Below are 19,181 nucleotides of genomic sequence, written 5' to 3' on the forward strand. Positions count from 1 at the left end.
AGAATTAAGATAAGATTTTGTCTAATTCTTTGCTAACATCTTCCACTTTTTGTGTACCGTCTAAGCGGAAATATTGTGTGTTGCCTGCTTTCGCTTCAGCTTGGTAGTAATCTACTAATGGTTTTGTTGTGTTGTGATACACTTTTAAACGATCTAATACGGTTTCTGGTTTATCATCCGCACGAATAATTAAATCTTCGCCTGTTACATCGTCTTTGCCTTCCACTTTTGGTGGGTTGTAAATGATGTGGTAAGAACGACCTGAAGCTTGGTGTACACGACGACCTGACATGCGTTCTACAATCACTTCATCTGGCACATCGAATTCTAAAACATAATCAATTTTAATGCCGACATTTTTTAATGCGTCTGCTTGTGGAATGGTGCGAGGGAAACCGTCTAATAAGAAACCTTTTGCACAATCTTCTTGTGATACACGATCTTTTACTAATGCAATAATTAAATCATCTGGTACTAACAGTCCTGCATCCATCAAGGTTTTTGCTTGTTTGCCTAATTCTGTTCCTGCTTTAATCGCTGCACGTAGCATATCACCTGTTGAAATTTGTGGAATAGCAAATTTATTCATAATAAATTGTGCTTGTGTTCCTTTTCCTGCACCAGGTGCCCCCAAAAGAATAATTTTCATACGAACCTCATATCAATAAACAAAGTCTGGATCATAAATAGCATAGCTTGCTAAGTCAATAAATACAGTTTGATAAATCTGATTTTATTTGTCTGTTTTCTCATTCCAAGGCGCGACCCAAAATAAGCAGATCATGCCTGGAATGGCTAAATAGAAACAAAGCCAAAAATAATCATAATAACCAAGCGCCTTAATCCAAGCCCCAGCTTGAGTATTAAAAGTGACTCTTGGCAATGCAGATAAACTGGTTAAAAGCGCTAATTGTGTAGCGGTGTAAAGTGGGTTGGTTTCCCTTGCCATAAAAGCAACAAATGCAGCAGTGCCTAATCCAACGCCAATGTATTCTGCGGCGATAACAAGGCTTAATGCGGTAATTTCATAAGTGCCAATTTGGTCAAAATGTCCATGTTTCGCTAACCAAGCAAAACCAAGAATGGTGATGATTTGCACAAAACCAAACAGCCATAGTGCTCGATTTATGCCAATGCGTAACATAATAATTCCACCAACAATACTGGCGGCGACCATTGGCCATAAGGACGCATTTTTAGCCACAATACCAATTTGTGTTTTGCTATAACCCATGTCTAAATAAAATGGTGAAATAAGCGCGGTTGCCATGCTGTCACCCAGTTTATATAAAAAGATAAATACCAGTATGCCAATCGCAGCCCAAATACCTTTACGGGTGAAGAATTCTTTGAAAGGTTCAATGACATTTTCTTTTAATGTTCGTTGCTTGCCTAATTCAATTTGCGGTTCTTTACTAAGGAATAATGTCATCAATATACCAGGCAACATGAAAAGTGCGGTGATAATAAACACTGTTTTCCAAGGTAAATAATCTGACAAAATCAGCGACAACGACCCTGGCACTAAACCTGCAATACGATAAGCATTAACATGAATGGAATTACCTAAACCCAATTCTTCATCGGATAATATTTCTCGACGATAAGCATCTAGCACAATATCCTGACTGGCGGAGAAAAAAGAACATAACGTTGCCAATCCTGCGATGAGGGTTAATCCTTGTTGTGATTGAGGTGAAATCAACCCAAAGGAAGCTAAGGAAATAATAAGTAAAACTTGTGAAATGAACATCCAACCGCGACGACGTCCTAAAAATGGCGGAATATAGCGATCTAACAACGGCGCCCAAAGAAATTTCCAAGTGAAAGGCAGCATAACTGCGGTGAAATAACCGAGAGTTTCTAAGTCAACTTTTTCAGAACGCAGCCAAACGGGGAGTAATGAGGCAATAATGTATAATGGTAGCCCCGAACTGAAACCAGTAAAGATACAAATCAGCATATTACGGCTGAAAATTTGTTTGAATAAGCTTGTTTTTGTTGACGTCATATTGGATGTAAATTTAGTGAGCACAAAAGGAATAAAAAGTGCGGTCAAAATTACCGCACTTTTGTAAGCTAGTCTTGATAACCGTTAGGGTTATTTTTTTGCCAATTCCAAGTATCTTTCATCATTTGTTCTAAATTACGTTCTGTTTTCCAACCTAATTCTTTGGCAGAACGAGATGCATCAGCATAGTTGATGGCAATGTCGCCCGCACGACGTGGTGCAAAGACGTATGGAATTTTAATATTGTTGGCTTTCTCGAAGGCATTTACCATATCTAACACTGAATAGCCTACACCAGTGCCTAAATTGTAAATATGTAATCCGCCGTCGTTTTCATGACGTTCAAGTGCTTTGACATGGCCAATAGCTAAATCAACCACATGAATATAATCACGTACGCCTGTACCATCCGGCGTATCGTAATCATTACCAAAAATGGATAATTGCGGTAATTTACCCACAGCGACCTGAGCAATATATGGCATGAGATTATTTGGGATACCATTTGGGTTTTCACCAATTAAACCGCTCTCATGGGCACCAGCAGGGTTGAAATAACGTAATAAGGTAATACTAAATTGCGGATCGGCTTTCACAATATCTGTCAAAATTTGCTCAACCATAAGTTTGGATGTGCCGTAAGGATTGGTTGTGCCGCCCACTTTGCAATCTTCTGTCACTGGAATAACTTCAGGATCACCATAAACAGTAGAAGATGAGCTGAAAACCAGATTATATACGCCCGCTTTTTTCATTTCTTGTACGAGCAATAGCGAACCAGTAACATTATTTAAATAATATTCAGCCGGTTTTTTTACGCTTTCACCAACCGCTTTTAAGCCAGCAAAGTGCATGACAGCTTCAATTTTATGCTCTGCAAAGATTTTTTGTAGTAATACGGTATCTAAAATATCACCTAAGTAGAAAGTAACGGATTTTCCTGTAATTTGCGCAACACGATCCAGAGATTTCGCTGATGAATTGCAAAGATTGTCTAATACCACAACTTCTTTGCCTGCGTTTAATAATTCTACAACTGTATGTGAACCAATGTAGCCGGCACCGCCAGTGACTAAAATTGCCATAATCTTTTCCTTATTCGTTGATGAATTAGCGGTAGTATAAAAACCTTTGTGCTTTTTGGCAAAGAAATAATAAAAGTGCGGTTAAAATCCGCCTATTTTTTTCAACAGAATTTTTACGCAAACGTTTACTATTTCAATGATTGAGGTAAAATACGCGCACTTTAATTTATTTCATTATATGAAGGAAAATCTATGTCTTTAGAGAAAACTTTTGAACTCTCCGCGCGAGGTTCAAGTGTTCGTCAAGAAATTATTGCGGGTTTAACCACCTTTCTTGCAATGGTGTATTCCATTATTGTTGTACCGGGAATGTTAAGCAAAGCAGGATTTCCTGCAGAATCTGTTTTCATTGCGACTTGTTTAGTGGCGGGATTGGGTTCCATTTTAATTGGCTTATGGGCAAATTTACCCATGGCAATTGGTTGTGCAATTTCCTTAACCGCATTTACTGCATTTAGTTTGGTATTGGGTCAACAAATTCCAGTGCCAGTGGCATTAGGTGCTATTTTCTTAATGGGTGTGATTTTTACAGTGATTTCTGTGACGGGGATTCGCGCATGGATTTTGCGTAATCTACCAGAAAGTATTGCACAAGGCGCAGGTATTGGTATTGGTTTATTTTTATTATTAATTGCAGCAAATGGTGTGGGATTGGTAGTAAGTAACCAAGCAGGATTGCCGGTGAAAATGGGGCAATTTACTTCTTTCCCTGTGTTAATGGCATTATTAGGTCTAGCGGCGATTATTGGTTTAGAACGTTTAAGAATCAAAGGCAGCATTTTATGGGTGATTATTGCAATCACGATTATTGGTTTAATTTTTGATCCTGAAGTGACTTATTCAGGTTTCTTCAAAATGCCAACCTTTGGTGAGAATTCACAATTTTTAAATCTTGATATTATGGGAGCCATTTTTGCTGCTGAAGGCGGTTTAAATATGGTGATTTTACCTGCGGTTTTCGCTTTAGTTATGACAGCGATTTTTGATGCAACAGGTACCATTCGCGCAGTAGCGGGACAAGCGAATTTATTAGATAAAGAGGGGCAAATTATCAATGGTGGTAAAGCATTAACCTCAGATTCATTAGGTTCTATTTTGTCAGGCTTATTCGGTACTGCACCTGCAGCCGTTTATATTGAATCTGCAGCAGGAACAGCTGTTGGTGGCAAAACTGGCTTAACAGCAGTTGTGGTTGGGATCGGTTTCTTATTGATGTTATTTTTCCAACCTTTAGCTTCTTTAGTTCCTCCTTATGCAACAGCACCAGCTTTAATGTACGTTGGTTTGCTTATGTTAAGTAATGTGAGCAAATTAGATTTTGATGATTTTATTGGTGCAATGAGTGGACTTGTTTGTGCGGTGTTTATTGTATTAACTGCAAATATCGTAACAGGGATTATGCTTGGTTTTGCAACATTAGTGATTGGACGAGTCATTAGCGGAGAAGTCAAAAAATTAAATTTAGGTACGGTCATTATTGCGATTGCATTGGTTGCATTCTACGCAAGTGATTGGGCAATTTAAATTGAATAAGGCATCGTTAAACGGTGCCTTTTTATCAAATTGACAAAGAAGAGTGCACCTTTATAATACTCAGGTTTTTATGGGGGAAATATGTCAACGATTATTACTGTAGATGGTCCAAGTGGCGCAGGTAAAGGCACATTATGCTACGCCTTAGCGGAGCGATTAGGTTTCGCATTATTAGACAGTGGCGCCATTTACCGCGTAACTGCGCTTGCTGCATTAAAAAGTGCGGTGGATTTATCTGATGAATTAGCTTTAGCACAATTAGCAAGTCAGCTTAATGTGCAATTTTTACCACAGGGTGGTGAAGTTAAAATTATGCTATCAGGCGAAGATGTCAGCGGACAAATTCGTACACAAGAAGTGGCTGAAGCTGCTTCAAAAATTGCGGTTTTTCCACTGGTTCGCAGCGCACTTTTACAATTACAAAAGGATTTTGCGACGGATAAAGGCTTAATTGCGGATGGTCGTGATATGGGTACTGTGGTATTCCCAAATGCGCAAGTTAAACTTTTTTTAGACGCAAGTGCAGAAGAACGTGCAAAAAGACGCTTTAAACAGTTGCAAAATAAAGGAATTAATGGTAACTTTGACCAGATTTTAACCGAGATAAAAGATCGTGATTTTCGTGACAGAAATCGAGCAGTTGCGCCATTGAAACCAGCTGATGATGCGTTGTTGCTAGACAGTACGCAGTTAAGTATCGAAGAGGTCATTGAAAAAGCGTTGAATTATATTCATCAACGTATTGATAAATAAAGTATTTCGGTTTTATTTCATTGGTTTATTCAAGGATGAATAGGCTTTTACTATCAACCCCACTTGTGATGGATTTATAGGTGGACGTTATTAACTTAAATTAAAGAAGATTAAATATGTCAGAATCTTTTGCTCAACTTTTTGAAGAATCATTAAAAAACCTTGAAACTCAACGTTTAGGTGCAATTATCAACGGTACTGTTGTTGCTATCGAAAAAGGCTTTGTATATGTAGACGCAGGTTTAAAATCTGAAGCACGTATCCCAGCTGAAGAATTCGCAAATGCACAGGGTGAAGTTGACGTTAAAGTTGGCGACGTAGTAAACGTTGCGCTTGATGCTGTTGAAGATGGTTACGGTGAAACTAAACTTTCACGTGAGAAAGCAGTACGTCACGAATCTTGGATTGAATTAGAAAAAGCATTCGAAGCACAAGCAAGTGTTGTTGGTTTAATCAACGGTAAAGTTAAAGGTGGCTTCACAGTTGAGTTAAACGGCGTTCGTGCATTCTTACCAGGCTCATTAGTTGACACTCGTCCAACTCGTGAAGCAGATCACTTATTAGGTAAAGAATTAGAATTCAAAGTTATCAAATTAGATCAAAAACGTAATAACGTTGTTGTTTCTCGTCGTGCAGTAATTGAATCAGAAAGCAGTGCAGATCGTGATGAAGTATTAGCGAACTTAGCTGAAGGTTCAGAAGTTAAAGGTGTTGTTAAAAACTTAACTGAATATGGTGCATTCGTTGATTTAGGCGGCGTTGACGGTTTATTACACATCACTGATATGGCTTGGAAACGTGTTAAACACCCAAGCGAAATCGTGAATGTTGGCGATGAAATCACTGTTAAAGTATTAAAATTTGATAAAGATCGTACTCGTGTTTCTTTAGGCTTAAAACAATTAGGTCAAGATCCTTGGGTTGCAATCGCTCAAAATCACCCAGTAGATAGCAAATTAACAGGTAAAGTAACTAACTTAACTGATTACGGTTGTTTCGTTGAAATTTTAGATGGCGTTGAAGGTTTAGTTCACGTTTCTGAAATGGATTGGACAAACAAAAACATCCACCCATCTAAAGTAGTTAGCTTAGGTGATGTTGTTGAGGTAATGGTATTAGAAATCGATGAAGAACGTCGTCGTATTTCTTTAGGTTTAAAACAATGCAAACCTAACCCATGGTTACAATTCGCTGAAACTCACAATAAAGGTGATAAAGTTTCAGGTAAAATCAAATCAATCACTGATTTCGGTATCTTCATCGGTCTTGAAGGCGGTATCGACGGTTTAGTTCACTTATCTGACATTTCTTGGAATGTTCAAGGTGAAGAAGCTGTACGTAACTACAAAAAAGGTGACGAAGTAGAAGCAGTTGTATTACAAGTTGATTCTGCGAAAGAGCGTATCTCTTTAGGTATCAAACAACTTGAAGATGATCCATTCAACAACTTTGTTGCAGTAAACAAAAAAGGTGCAGTATTATCTGCAACTGTAGTTGAAGCAACTGCAAAAGGCGCTAAAGTTGAATTAGCTGGTGGCGTTGAAGGTTATATCCGCGCAGCAGATTTAACAAGCGAAGTTGCAGAAGGCGATGTTGTTGAAGCGAAATACACTGGTGTAGATCGTAAAGCGCGTATCGTTCACTTATCAGTGAAAGCGAAAGATCAAGCTGAAGAAGCAGCAGCAGTTGCAAGTGTGAACAGCAAACAAGAAGAAGTTGCAGTTCCAAATGCAATGGCAGCGGCATTCCAAGCTGCAAAAGGTGAATAATTCACTTACATAAATTAAAGTGGTGTGCAAAAGCACACCACTCTTATACTAAAAGTCTTAAAAAAGACACCGCAGTTGAACAACTTAATTATACATTTTCTTATCTTAAGAATAATTACGTTGTTTTATTGATGAAAACAAGGAACATATCATGACAAAATCAGAGTTGATTGAAGTATTGGTTCAAAAGCATCCTTCTATTGGTGTAAAAGTGGTTGAGAGTGCGGTAAAAGAAATTTTAGAGCAGCTTTCCAAAACCTTAGAAGAAGGTAATCGCATTGAAATTCGTGGTTTCGGTAGTTTTTCATTACATTCTCGTAAAGCGCGTATGGGACGTAACCCAAAAACAGGCGAGAGTGTTAAACTTCAAGCGAAGTCTGTATTACATTTTAAAACGGGTAAAGAATTAAGAGAACGCGTAAATAAATAAGAACCCTCAAAAATAAATGGTAAACGGCACTATTAAAGTGTCGTTTTTTGTTTTTATTTTTGGCATAATGGAACAGATTTAACAAAGGGGAATGTTATGTTTAAATATCTTTTAGGATTTGTTATTGCTTTAGCAGTGGTGCTTGTTGCTATAACGGTTGGAGCGAATAATGATCAAGTCATAAGCTTTAATTATATTATTGCGGAAAATGAATTTAAGCTATCAACACTCGTAGCGATTTTGTTTGGCTTAGGATTAATTTTAGGTTGGTTAATTACCGGTATTTTCTACCTAAAAATTCGAATTAAAAATATGGCATTATCTCGCCAAATTAAGCGTCAAACTCAACAAATTAATGAATTAACAGCAAGTCTTAATAAGGCTGCTTAATAATGATTGAATTACTCTTCCTACTTTTACCTATTGCTGCCGCATATGGCTGGTATATGGGACATCGTAGTGCAAAAAAAGATCAGGAAGATGTGAGTAATAAACTCTCCCGCGATTATGTCGCGGGTGTTAATTTTCTTTTATCAAATCAAACTGAAAAAGCCGTCGATTTATTTTTGCACATGCTGGAAAAGCAGGAAACCGAAAATGACATTGAGCAAGGTTCTCAGTTTGAGGCAGAATTGACCTTAGGTAATTTATTCCGTTCGCGTGGTGAAGTTGATCGTGCATTACGTATTCATCAAGCACTAGACCGTAGTCCTAATTATTCTTTTGAACAAAAATTACTGGCAAAACAACAATTAGCAAAAGATTTTATGTCGGTAGGCTTTTTTGATCGTGCTGAAAGTCTATATATTATGTTAGTTGATGAACCTGATTTTGCAGAGGGGGCATTACAACAATTAGCTGTTATTTACCAAAAGACGAAAGAATGGAAAAAAGCGGTAAATGTCGCTGAAAAATTAGCGAAAATATCGCCTAAAGAAGATAATATGGAATTGGCGCAATATTATTGTGAATATGCGCGTAGCATCATGTCAGAGAATAAAGAAAAAAGCCAAGCTATCCTTGAACAAGCATTAAAGGTTTCACCAAGTTGTGTTCGAGCTTCTATCATGCTGGGCGATCTCTTTATTCAAGAGAAAAATTGGCAAAGTGCGGTGCCTATTTTAGAAAATGTATTACATCAAAATCCTGATTATATTGGCGAAGTATTACCAGCTCTCAAACATTGTTATCAACAATTACAGCAATTAGAGTCTTTTGAATTATTTTTAATTCGGGCGAATCAATTGAGTGCCAGTAGCAGTGTTGATTTAGCTCTTGCTGATTTAATTGAGCAAAAAGATAGTCGAGCTACTGCACAAAGCAAAATTTATCAACGAATGGCAACTCACCCAAATATGTTTTTATTTCATCGTTTTATTCAATATCAAATTGATGATGCAGAAGAAGGACGAGCCAAAGACAGTTTGACCTTATTACACAAAATGGTGGGAGAACATATTAAGCAAGGATTTGATTATCGTTGTACTAATTGCGGTTATCAAAGTCACAAATTAATTTGGTGTTGCCCTTCTTGTCGCCAATGGGAAAGCGTTAAACCAACGCGAGGAACTGAGAATTTAAATTAAACTTATCATTTATCATAAAGGATATTCAGTATGGATAACAAAATTATTGTTGCACTTGATTATGAAACTGAACGTGAAGCATTAAGCTTGGTAGATCAAATTGATCCGAGCTTATGCCGTTTAAAAGTAGGTAAAGAAATGTTTACTACTTTAGGCACAAACTTTGTCAAACAATTACATGAACGTCAGTTTGATGTATTCCTTGATTTGAAATTCCATGATATTCCAAATACTGTTGCAAGAGCAGTGCGTTCTGCGGCTGATTTAGGCGTGTGGATGGTTGATTTGCATGCAAGTGGCGGTTTACGCATGATGGAAGATGCAAAGAAAATCTTAGAACCTTATGGTAAAGATGCGCCTTTATTGATTAGTGTAACGGTATTAACCAGTATGGAAGATTTGGATTTACTGCAAATTGGGATTAATGCATCGCCAATGGAGCAAGTGATTCGTTTAGCTCATTTAACTCAACGTGCTGGGTTAGATGGCGTGGTTTGTTCGCCACAAGAAGTGGAAATTTTACGTAAAAACTGCGGTGAAAATTTCAAACTTATTACACCGGGAATTCGTCCTGTTGGTAGTGAATTTGGTGATCAACGTCGTGTTATGACTCCTGCTGCGGCAGTTCGTTCTGGATCCGATTATTTAGTAATTGGTCGCCCAATTACACAAGCTGAAAACCCTGCAGAAGTATTACGTTCTATTAATGCTTCTTTAGCAAATGTTTAATTGTTATGAATAATTTAGTTTATTCCACTGAAGTTGGGCGGATTAAGCAAGAAAAACCTCAAACGGAGCGACCGAAGGGTGATGGTATTGTACGCATTCAACGCCAAACCAGTGGACGTAAGGGAGCGGGTGTGGCTGTTATTACAGGATTAGATCTTGATGATAATGCACTTAAATTGCTTGCTGCCGAATTAAAAAAACGCTGTGGATGTGGTGGAGCAGTCAAAGACGGAAACATTGAAATTCAGGGCGATAAACGTGAATTATTAAAACAATTACTGGAAGCCAAAGGGTTCAAAGTCAAATTGGCTGGAGGCTAAAAAGAGAGAAAAAGAAACCGCACTTTTATTGTGCGGTTTCTTTTTATGTGTAATTAATGTGAATAGCCAAGATAAATAGCACTGATCAAACTGAGGATTGCTAATAAAAAGAAAATAGGTTTAGGTTGTACCGCTTTTTTGCTAAACCATTTCACAGCAAAAAATACGTAGGCAACAAAGCAAGCAATTTTAGCTGCAATCCACAAGTTAAAGCCAAAGAAATAAACTAAAGCGACAGCGGTAGTTAGCAATAAGGTATCTGCTAAGTGCGGTAATATTTTCAATAGTTTTATTGCACGCCAGTCTTGTTTAGACAGTTGCATACTGCCGCGAATAATTAATAGCAATAAGCATAAGAAAGCACTTGCTATATGTAATAAGATAAGGTTTGACATAATAACTCCAACAGAAAATTGGCATTATAGAGAAACTGTAATGTGGGATCAAATGTTATTATCAGTGATTTTTTAGCCAATAATTGATTTTATAATATGCTGATATTTTATCTTAAAATAGTGTATTATATGGCTATTTTACAATTAATGAATAATAGGTGAACTTTCATGGAAAAAAAATTGCCTAAGGCTTTTGATGCCATTGATTTGAAAATTCTTGATGAATTACAACGTAATGGGAAAATCTCTAATATTGATTTATCCAAAAAAGTGGGCTTATCGCCAACACCTTGTTTGGAACGAGTAAAACGCTTGGAAAAACAAGGTGTTATCATGGGGTATCGTGCTTTATTAAACCCAGAATTATTAAATGCGCCTTTGCTAGTGTTGGTTGAAATTACACTTACACGTGGTAAACCTGATGTATTCGAAGAATTTAATGTCGCGGTGCAAGAATTAGATGATATTCATGAATGCTATCTTGTGTCAGGTGATTTTGACTATTTGTTAAAAACGCGTGTGGCTGATATGGCGGCTTACCGCAAATTATTGGGTACAACCCTGTTGCGTTTACCTGGAGTAAATGACACAAGAACTTATGTCGTCATGGAAGAAGTGAAACAAACCAATTATTTACAATTGAAATAATATGATCAGAAAAATAACAGAGGGCTTTACACCAAGGCAATATTTGGTGGAATTTTTATTTTTTTTAACCGCACTTTTCGGCTTTTATTTAATTATTGCTTGGTCTAGTTACAGCCCTTTTGATAGTGCATGGTCTGTATCTAGCTATCAATTAGAGGTGCAGAATAAAGCAGGAAAATTAGGTGCATGGTTGATTGATCTCTTTTTCATGCTCTTTGGTTATGTGGGAAATTTATTGCCTTTCTTATTGACCATTGCCCCAATTTATTTTATTCGAACCAAACGTGTGGACAGCTTGACTTGGACGCGCTTTTTCTTGCGTATGTTTGGCTTTGTGGCGTTAATGATTGGCTTAACTACGCTATCTAGTTTGTTGTTTCAAAATACCAATATTCATTTATCTGGCGGTGTGCTTGGTAGTTACTTAGTTAAGTCTATCTTGCCAAGTTTAGGCAAATTCGGTCTGCTTTTATTGGCGATTGTATTTAGTGTGGTGGGTTTCATCTTTTGTTCAGGTGCTTCTTTAATCCGTCTCATTGTCCGTTTTTATAATTGGCTCACCCTGAAAAATGAAGATCCAATTGAACAGAATGACGTGTTGCCACAAGAAGCAGAAATAGTTGAAGTCAAAACACCGGTGCAAGAAGATTTATTTGATACTCAACCTTCAACATATCATGTAGAAAATATTGAACCAGAGAACATTCATCCACAGCAGGAAACAGAAGTGGTGAATACGGAATATGATGATATTAAACTGCACGATTTTTCTTCGATTGATATTACAGAAAATCAGTTGCCTGAAGTACGTATTTCAACAGCAGAAGTCAGTGATTCATCAGCACTGGCACCAAGTTGGATGAAACCTTTGGAAGACACGCCGCAATCTACTTTTGTTCCAGTGCTACCAATAGAGACAGAAACAGAGGTTGAACAAGATAATCCAATTCCTGAAGTGAGATTAGCGCCAACCAAGCCGCTTAGTCCGCTGGAAACTAACGAAAATTCCACCGCACTTGATGATCTTTCTCGTGATTTAGCCGCACAATTTGCTCAACAAGAAACTGAGAAAGAACAAACTCGTTTACAACGCGCAGAAGAAATGGGCATTAAGTTGGATGTGGCAGAGCCTGTTATTGAACCTGAACCGACAAATAATGGTTTGCGTACAATTCCAATTGATAAATTAACAGAATTGTTTGGTGATCATCAATCCAAACAAAAGCCACTAACTGATTTACCAACATTAGATTTATTGGATAAGCGTGTTGTTCAACAACAAAATATTTCACCAGAGCGGATACAAGAAACCTCAAGACGCATTGAACAACAGTTGCAGAATTTTAAAATCAAAGCGATTGTGAAAGATGTTTTGATTGGTCCTGTGGTGACTCGTTATGAATTGGAATTGCAACCAGGCGTAAAAGCGTCAGCTGTGAGTCGAATTGATACGGATCTTGCTCGCGCGTTAACATTTAAAGCTGTTCGTGTTACAGAATCTATTCCGGGTAAACCTTACATTGGTATTGAAACCCCAAATCAAAACCGTCAAATTGTGCCTTTACGTGATGTGTTGGATAGTGAAGAATTTCGACAAAGCAAGGCATTATTGCCACTGGCATTAGGGAAAGATATTAGCGGTCGTCCGATCGTCATTGATTTAGCCAAAACGCCGCACTTATTGGTTGCCGGTTCGACAGGTTCGGGGAAATCGGTAGGGATTAATACCATGATTTTAAGTTTACTTTTCAGAGTGAAGCCTGAAGAAGTGAAATTTATTATGATTGACCCGAAAGTTGTGGAGCTATCCATTTACAATCATATTCCGCATTTATTAACTGAAGTTGTGACGGATATGAAAAAAGCAGCAAATGCACTGCGTTGGTGTGTTGAAGAAATGGAGCGACGTTATCATCTTCTTTCTTGTTTGCGTGTGCGTAATATTGAAGGCTATAACGAACGCATTGATAGCTATCGTAATGAGGGAATTGCGATTCCAGATCCATTATGGAAACCAGGCGATACCATTGATGCCACCGCACCAATTTTAGAACGAATGAGTTATATTGTTGTCATAGTGGATGAGTTTGCTGATTTAATGATGCAAGTGGGTAAACAAATTGAGGAATTGATTGCTCGTTTAACCCAGAAAGCGCGTGCAGTTGGTATCCATGTGATCCTAGCAACACAGCGCCCATCTGTCGATGTGATTACGGGGTTGATTAAGTCGAATATTCCAAGTCGTATCGCTTTTACCGTTGTTCAGCGTAATGATTCCAGAACTATTTTGGATCAAAATGGTGCGGAAGCTTTGCTTGGAATGGGGGACATGTTGTATCTCGGCAATGGCACAACGGATTTGGTGCGTATACATGGTGCCTTTATGTCCGATGATGAGGTGGCAAGAATTGCAGATGATTGGCGTGCCAGAGGAAAACCAAATTATATTTCTGCTATTTTGGAAAGCGCAGATGACAACGAAAATTCAGGCGATGATTTGGGTATTGATTCCGATGAATTAGATCCTTTGTTTGACCGCGCTGTAGAAATTGTGGTGAATACGGGCATGACCTCAACCTCTTTTATTCAGCGTCGTTTAAAAGTTGGCTTTAACCGCGCAGCAAATATTATGGAGCAATTAGAAGAACAAGGTATTGTTTCTGAAATGCGCAATGGTAAACGTGAATTACTTTCACGTAGTCCTGATTTTTAATGAATAGGAAAGTAGAATGAAAAAAACATTACAAAAATGCACCGCACTTTTAGCTCTTGCTTTAGCAGCACCTTTGGCTTTAGCGGATGCTGCATCGGAATTGCAAATGCGTTTGCAAAAAGTGTCGGTGTTTAGTGCGGATTTTAACCAGAATGTTAGCTCGGCAGATGGTAAGCAAGTACAACAAGGTGCTGGTAAAATTCAAATCAAACGCCCTAATTTGTTTAGAATGGATAATAAATCACCACAAGAAAGCCAAATTATTTCAGATGGTAAAACGCTGTGGTTTTACGATCCTTTTGTAGAGCAAGTTACAGCGAATTGGGTAAAAGACGCGGTCAATAATACGCCATTCGTGCTATTAACCAGTAATGATGCGAGTCATTGGAATCAATATTCTGTAACACAAAATATGGATACCTTTGTCCTCAAACCAAAATCTAAAAAAAGCAATATCAAACAATTTGATATTCGCATTGATAGCAATGGTGTATTAAAAGGATTTAGTACTATCGAAAAAGATGGACAATCTAATTTGTATATTTTAAGAAATATTCGTAATGATAATATTGCTGACAACATTTTCCAATTCACAGTGCCGAAAGGTGCAGAGTTTGATGATCAGCGCAAGAAAAAATAATATCGTATAGAACAATAAAAATGGTGTGAGATTTCTCTGCCATTTTTATTTTATAGGGAAGTGAAATGCCAAATTTCAGCTTAGATTTTAGTGAAGATGATTTTCGTCCACTGGCAGCTAGAATGCGTCCGCGGAATTTAGAGGAATATTGCGGACAATCGCATTTAATTGGCGTGGGTAAGCCATTACGTAAAGCCATTGAAATGGGGCACCCTCATTCAATGATTTTTTGGGGACCTCCGGGAACAGGCAAAACAACCTTAGCTGAAATTATTGCTCACCATATTAATGCTGAAGTGGAACGCATTTCGGCGGTAACCAGTGGCGTGAAAGAAATTCGCGATGCCATAGAACGAGCCAAGCAACATCGTTTCGCAGGACGTTCAACCATTTTGTTTGTTGATGAAGTTCATCGTTTTAATAAAAGCCAACAAGATGCCTTTTTGCCACATATTGAAGATGGCACCATTATTTTTATTGGTGCGACAACAGAAAATCCTTCTTTTGAATTAAACAGCGCTTTACTCTCTCGCGCGAAAGTATATGTGCTGAAACCGCTGAGTTCTGCGGAAATTCTTCAGGTTTTACAACAAGCCATTGCGGATAATGAACGTGGTTTAGGAAAAGTGCGGTTGGATTTTGAGCAGAATTTATTGCAAAGCTTGGCAGATTATGTGCATGGTGATGCTCGTTTAGCACTGAATTGCTTAGAATTAATGGTGGATATGGCGGATGAAAATGAGCAAAAAGTGAAATTTTTGCACCGCACTTTATTAACCGAAATTTTAGGTGAATCGCAAGCTCGTTTTGATAAACAAGGCGATCGCTTTTATGATCTGATTTCAGCCCTACATAAATCTGTTCGAGGATCATCGCCAGATGCAGCATTATATTGGTATGCTCGCATTATTACTGCGGGTGGCGATCCACTTTATGTCGCAAGACGCTTGCTTGCTATTGCCTCGGAAGATGTGGGAAATGCAGATCCTCGCGCAATGCAAGTCGCTTTAGCTGCTTGGGATTGTTTTACGCGAGTGGGAGCAGCAGAGGGCGAGCGAGCCATTGCTCAAGCCATCGTGTATTTAGCTGTAGCACCGAAAAGTAATGCCGTATACAAGGCTTTTAATGCGGCGAAGCAAGAAGCTAAACAAAGTGCTGATTTTGATGTGCCATTACATTTACGTAATGCACCAACAGCATTAATGGCAGAACTTGGTTATGGTGCTGAATATCGTTATGCACATGATGAGCCCAATGCTTATGCTGCTGGTGAAAATTATTTCCCTCCTGAATTAAAAGATCGCCAATATTATTTCCCAACAGATCGTGGCTTGGAAATAAAAATCAAAGAAAAACTAGATTGGCTACGCGAACAAGATCAAAAAAGTCATAAAGTGCGGTGGAAATAGTCCGTATTCTAGCTAGTTTATTTTTGTAATACGTTATAAAATAACGCGAATATAGCGTTAATTATGAATAGGAACAGTATATGATCGATCCAAATTTATTGCGTAATAATCTTGAGGAAGTGGCACAACAGCTAAAATTAAAACGTAATTTTGAGTTAGATGTGGCTAAAATCACTGAATTGGAAGAACAGCGTAAGGCATTACAAATCAAAACAGAAACCTTACAAGCTGAGCGTAATGCGCGTTCCAAAGTGATTGGTGCTGCCAAAGCTCGTGGCGAAAATATTGAAGTGCTATTAGCTGATGTAGACAGCATGGGTATTGAATTAACCCAAGCAAAAGCCTTATTAGAAGACGTGCAAGAAGAGTTAATGAAAATTGCATTGACTATCCCAAATTTACCAGCCGATGAAGTGCCTTTAGGTAAAGATGACTCAGAAAATAAAGAAATTTTACGTTGGGGAACGCCTCGCCAATTTGATTTTGAGATTAAAGATCATGTTAGCCTTAGTGAAGAATTAGCGGGTGGTTTAGATTTCGCGGCTGGTGTGAAATTAAGTGGTGCACGTTTTGTGGTTATGAAAGGACAAATTGCTAAAATGCACCGCGCTTTATCGCAATTTATGCTTGATTTACACACTGAACAACATGGTTATTTAGAAACCTATGTGCCTTATTTAGTTAATCACGCGACCTTATATGGAACAGGTCAATTACCTAAATTCGGCGAAGATTTGTTCCATACTAAACCATTAGAAGGTGAAGTGCCTTATGCGCTTATTCCAACTGCTGAAGTGCCAGTAACCAATTTAGTGCGTGATGAAATCATTGATGTGGAGCAATTGCCAATCAAAATGACGGCACATACTCCTTGTTTCCGTTCTGAAGCGGGGTCTTATGGTCGTGATACGCGCGGTTTAATTCGTATGCACCAATTTGATAAAGTGGAATTAGTGCAAATTGTTGAACCTGAGAAGTCAATGCAAGCCCTTGAAGAATTAACAGGTCATGCAGAGAAAGTATTGCAGTTATTAAATCTTCCGTATCGCAAAGTCTTACTTTGCACTGGCGACATGGGATTTGGTTCTTGCAAAACCTATGATTTAGAAGTTTGGGTACCAGCACAAAATACGTATCGTGAAATTTCTTCTTGTTCAAATATGTGGGATTTCCAAGCACGCCGTATGCAAGCGCGTTGTCGTGCAAAAACTGACAAGAAAACTCGTTTAGTACATACCTTAAATGGTTCTGGATTAGCGGTGGGTCGTACTTTGGTAGCTATTTTAGAAAACTACCAAAATGCAGATGGCAGCATTACGGTGCCTGAAGTATTACGTCCATATATGGGCGGTTTGGAAGTCATTGGTAAGTAACCGATAACCAATTTTCATTAAAAAGTGCGGTGAAAAAGACCGCACTTTTTCCATTATTTATTATTGAGAGATTGATTATGTCATCACAATTTGTTTATACGATGCACCGAGTTGGCAAAGTCGTGCCACCGAAGCGTCATATTTTAAAGGATATTTCTCTGAGCTTTTTCCCTGGTGCAAAAATTGGGGTGCTTGGTCTAAATGGTGCAGGTAAATCCACTTTACTTCGCATTATGGCGGGTATTGATAAAGATATTGAAGGGGAAGCGCGTCCGCAACCGGGGATCAAAATTGGTTATTTACCACAGGAGCCAAAATTAGAACCTCAGCAAACGGTGCGTGAAGCTATTGAAGAAGCCGTTTATGAAGTAAAAAATGCGCTAACACGTTTAGATGAAGTTTATGCATTATATGCTGATCCTGATGCAGATTTTGATAAATTAGCAGCGGAACAAGCAGAGCTTGAGGCGATTATTCAAGCTCATGATGGACACAATTTAGACAACCAATTAGAGCGTGCTGCTGATGCGTTACGTTTGCCAGATTGGGACGCTAAAATTGAACATTTATCAGGGGGCGAAGGCCGCCGAGTTGCACTGTGCCGTTTGTTGCTTGAAAAACCGGATATGTTGTTATTAGATGAACCAACCAACCACTTAGATGCAGAATCGGTAGCTTGGTTAGAGCGTTTCTTGCATGACTACGAAGGTACTGTAGTGGCAATTACCCACGACCGTTACTTCTTAGATAATGTGGCAGGTTGGATCTTAGAGCTTGACCGCGGTGAGGGTATTCCTTGGGAAGGCAACTATTCCTCTTGGCTAGAACAGAAAGAAAAACGTTTAGCACAAGAGCAGGCTGCTGAATCGGCACGCCAAAAATCCATTGAGAAAGAGTTGGAGTGGGTTCGCCAAAATCCAAAAGGTCGTCAAGCGAAAAGCAAAGCCCGTATGGCACGCTTTGAAGAGCTTAACAGTGGCGAATACCAAAAACGTAACGAAACCAACGAACTCTTTATTCCACCTGGCCCACGCTTAGGTGATAAAGTGATCGAAGTGCAGAATTTAACCAAATCTTACGGCGACCGCACCTTGATCGACAACCTTTCTTTCAGCATTCCGAAAGGAGCGATTGTGGGTATTATCGGAGCGAACGGAGCAGGTAAATCCACCTTATTCCGTATGCTTTCAGGGCAAGAAAAACCAGATGCAGGCTCAATTACCTTGGGCGAAACTGTTGTAATGGCATCGGTGGATCAATTTAGAGACGCAATGGATGACAAGAAAACTGTATGGGAAGAAGTTTCTGGCGGTTTAGATATTATGAAAATCGGCAATTTTGAAATCCCAAGTCGTGCTTATGTAGGACGTTTCAACTTCAAAGGCGTGGATCAACAAAAACGCGTCGGCGAATTATCGGGCGGCGAACGTGGTCGTTTACACTTAGCAAAACTGTTGCAAGTGGGCGGAAACGTATTGCTACTGGACGAACCGACCAACGATTTAGATGTGGAAACCTTGCGTGCGTTGGAAAATGCGATCTTAGAATTCCCAGGCTGTGCGATGGTGATTTCCCACGACCGCTGGTTCTTAGACCGTATAGCTACCCACATTTTAGACTACGGCGATGAAGGCAAAGTGACCTTCTACGAAGGTAACTTCACAGACTATGAAGAGTGGAAAAAGAAAACTTTTGGTGCTGATGCCACTCAGCCACATCGTATCAAATACAAACGTATTGCTAAGTAAATGTGTAAATAAAAAATCCAACCTGTTGTGGTTGGATTT

General features: G+C 38.7%; 18 protein-coding genes. 14 read left to right on the forward strand and 4 right to left on the reverse strand.

Going from position 1 to position 19,181, the window contains the following annotated elements:
* Window positions 1-4: 4 nt before the first annotated feature.
* From adk to galE, 3 genes are all read right to left on the reverse strand, one after another.
* Window positions 5-649 carry an adenylate kinase gene (gene adk, locus ACUXZ4_RS05030; protein ID WP_464973938.1) on the reverse strand — a complete coding sequence of 215 codons (645 nt, stop codon included), beginning with the start codon at window positions 647-649 and terminating at the stop codon, window positions 5-7.
* An 84-nt stretch (window positions 650-733) separates the two neighbouring features.
* The gene (locus ACUXZ4_RS05035) at window positions 734-2,011 is read right to left on the reverse strand and encodes an AmpG family muropeptide MFS transporter (RefSeq protein ID WP_464973939.1); all 1,278 of its coding nucleotides are present in this window, start codon (window positions 2,009-2,011) and stop codon (window positions 734-736) included.
* Window positions 2,012-2,079: 68 nt separating this feature from the next.
* Window positions 2,080-3,096: a UDP-glucose 4-epimerase GalE gene (gene galE, locus ACUXZ4_RS05040; RefSeq protein ID WP_464973940.1), complete on the reverse strand. Its 1,017-nt coding sequence runs from the start codon at window positions 3,094-3,096 to the stop codon at window positions 2,080-2,082.
* 192 nt (window positions 3,097-3,288) lie between these two features.
* Between galE and ACUXZ4_RS05045 the strand changes: the two genes are divergently transcribed.
* From ACUXZ4_RS05045 to yciH, 8 genes are all read left to right on the forward strand, one after another.
* On the forward strand, window positions 3,289-4,620 hold the full coding sequence (locus ACUXZ4_RS05045) for an NCS2 family permease (RefSeq protein WP_464973941.1): 1,332 nt from the start codon (window positions 3,289-3,291) through the stop codon (window positions 4,618-4,620).
* A gap of 90 nt (window positions 4,621-4,710) precedes the next feature.
* Window positions 4,711-5,382: a (d)CMP kinase gene (gene cmk, locus ACUXZ4_RS05050; RefSeq protein ID WP_464973942.1), complete on the forward strand. Its 672-nt coding sequence runs from the start codon at window positions 4,711-4,713 to the stop codon at window positions 5,380-5,382.
* 116 nt (window positions 5,383-5,498) lie between these two features.
* Entirely contained in the window at window positions 5,499-7,151 is a 1,653-nt protein-coding gene (rpsA, locus tag ACUXZ4_RS05055) for a 30S ribosomal protein S1 (RefSeq protein ID WP_464973943.1), read from the forward strand.
* A gap of 151 nt (window positions 7,152-7,302) precedes the next feature.
* Entirely contained in the window at window positions 7,303-7,581 is a 279-nt protein-coding gene (locus tag ACUXZ4_RS05060) for an integration host factor subunit beta (RefSeq protein WP_464973944.1), read from the forward strand.
* Window positions 7,582-7,677: 96 nt separating this feature from the next.
* Window positions 7,678-7,971 (forward strand): LapA family protein, encoded by a 294-nt coding sequence (locus tag ACUXZ4_RS05065; protein ID WP_464973945.1) that lies wholly within the window; start codon window positions 7,678-7,680, stop codon window positions 7,969-7,971.
* A 2-nt stretch (window positions 7,972-7,973) separates the two neighbouring features.
* A complete protein-coding gene (gene lapB / locus ACUXZ4_RS05070) occupies window positions 7,974-9,167 on the forward strand; it encodes a lipopolysaccharide assembly protein LapB (protein WP_464973946.1) in 1,194 nt (397 codons plus the stop codon).
* A 30-nt stretch (window positions 9,168-9,197) separates the two neighbouring features.
* Window positions 9,198-9,896 carry an orotidine-5'-phosphate decarboxylase gene (gene pyrF, locus ACUXZ4_RS05075; protein ID WP_464973947.1) on the forward strand — a complete coding sequence of 233 codons (699 nt, stop codon included), beginning with the start codon at window positions 9,198-9,200 and terminating at the stop codon, window positions 9,894-9,896.
* Window positions 9,897-9,901: 5 nt separating this feature from the next.
* Window positions 9,902-10,216, forward strand: a complete 315-nt coding sequence (yciH, locus tag ACUXZ4_RS05080; protein WP_464973948.1) for a stress response translation initiation inhibitor YciH — start codon at window positions 9,902-9,904, stop codon at window positions 10,214-10,216.
* A 53-nt stretch (window positions 10,217-10,269) separates the two neighbouring features.
* On the opposite strand, the gene ACUXZ4_RS05085 is transcribed toward yciH, so the two are convergent.
* Window positions 10,270-10,611 carry a SirB2 family protein gene (locus ACUXZ4_RS05085; RefSeq protein ID WP_464973949.1) on the reverse strand — a complete coding sequence of 114 codons (342 nt, stop codon included), beginning with the start codon at window positions 10,609-10,611 and terminating at the stop codon, window positions 10,270-10,272.
* A 168-nt stretch (window positions 10,612-10,779) separates the two neighbouring features.
* Here ACUXZ4_RS05085 and lrp point away from each other — a divergent pair, with 168 nt between their 5' ends.
* The 6 genes from lrp (at window position 10,780) to ettA (ending at window position 19,142) form a co-directional block, all read left to right on the forward strand.
* A complete protein-coding gene (gene lrp / locus ACUXZ4_RS05090) occupies window positions 10,780-11,259 on the forward strand; it encodes a leucine-responsive transcriptional regulator Lrp (protein WP_464973950.1) in 480 nt (159 codons plus the stop codon).
* 1 nt (window position 11,260) lies between these two features.
* Window positions 11,261-13,972, forward strand: a complete 2,712-nt coding sequence (locus ACUXZ4_RS05095) for a DNA translocase FtsK (RefSeq protein WP_464973951.1) — start codon at window positions 11,261-11,263, stop codon at window positions 13,970-13,972.
* A 16-nt stretch (window positions 13,973-13,988) separates the two neighbouring features.
* On the forward strand, window positions 13,989-14,612 hold the full coding sequence (lolA, locus tag ACUXZ4_RS05100; RefSeq protein ID WP_464973952.1) for an outer membrane lipoprotein periplasmic chaperone LolA: 624 nt from the start codon (window positions 13,989-13,991) through the stop codon (window positions 14,610-14,612).
* A 65-nt stretch (window positions 14,613-14,677) separates the two neighbouring features.
* Window positions 14,678-16,021 (forward strand): replication-associated recombination protein A, encoded by a 1,344-nt coding sequence (locus tag ACUXZ4_RS05105; protein WP_464973953.1) that lies wholly within the window; start codon window positions 14,678-14,680, stop codon window positions 16,019-16,021.
* Window positions 16,022-16,101: 80 nt separating this feature from the next.
* Complete coding sequence (gene serS, locus ACUXZ4_RS05110) at window positions 16,102-17,394, forward strand: serine--tRNA ligase (protein WP_464973954.1); 1,293 nt, start codon at window positions 16,102-16,104, stop codon at window positions 17,392-17,394.
* Between the two features lie 77 nt (window positions 17,395-17,471).
* Window positions 17,472-19,142 carry an energy-dependent translational throttle protein EttA gene (gene ettA, locus ACUXZ4_RS05115; protein WP_464973955.1) on the forward strand — a complete coding sequence of 557 codons (1,671 nt, stop codon included), beginning with the start codon at window positions 17,472-17,474 and terminating at the stop codon, window positions 19,140-19,142.
* Window positions 19,143-19,181 lie beyond the last annotated feature (39 nt).

This window comes from Reella acinonychis, from assembly GCF_052828705.1.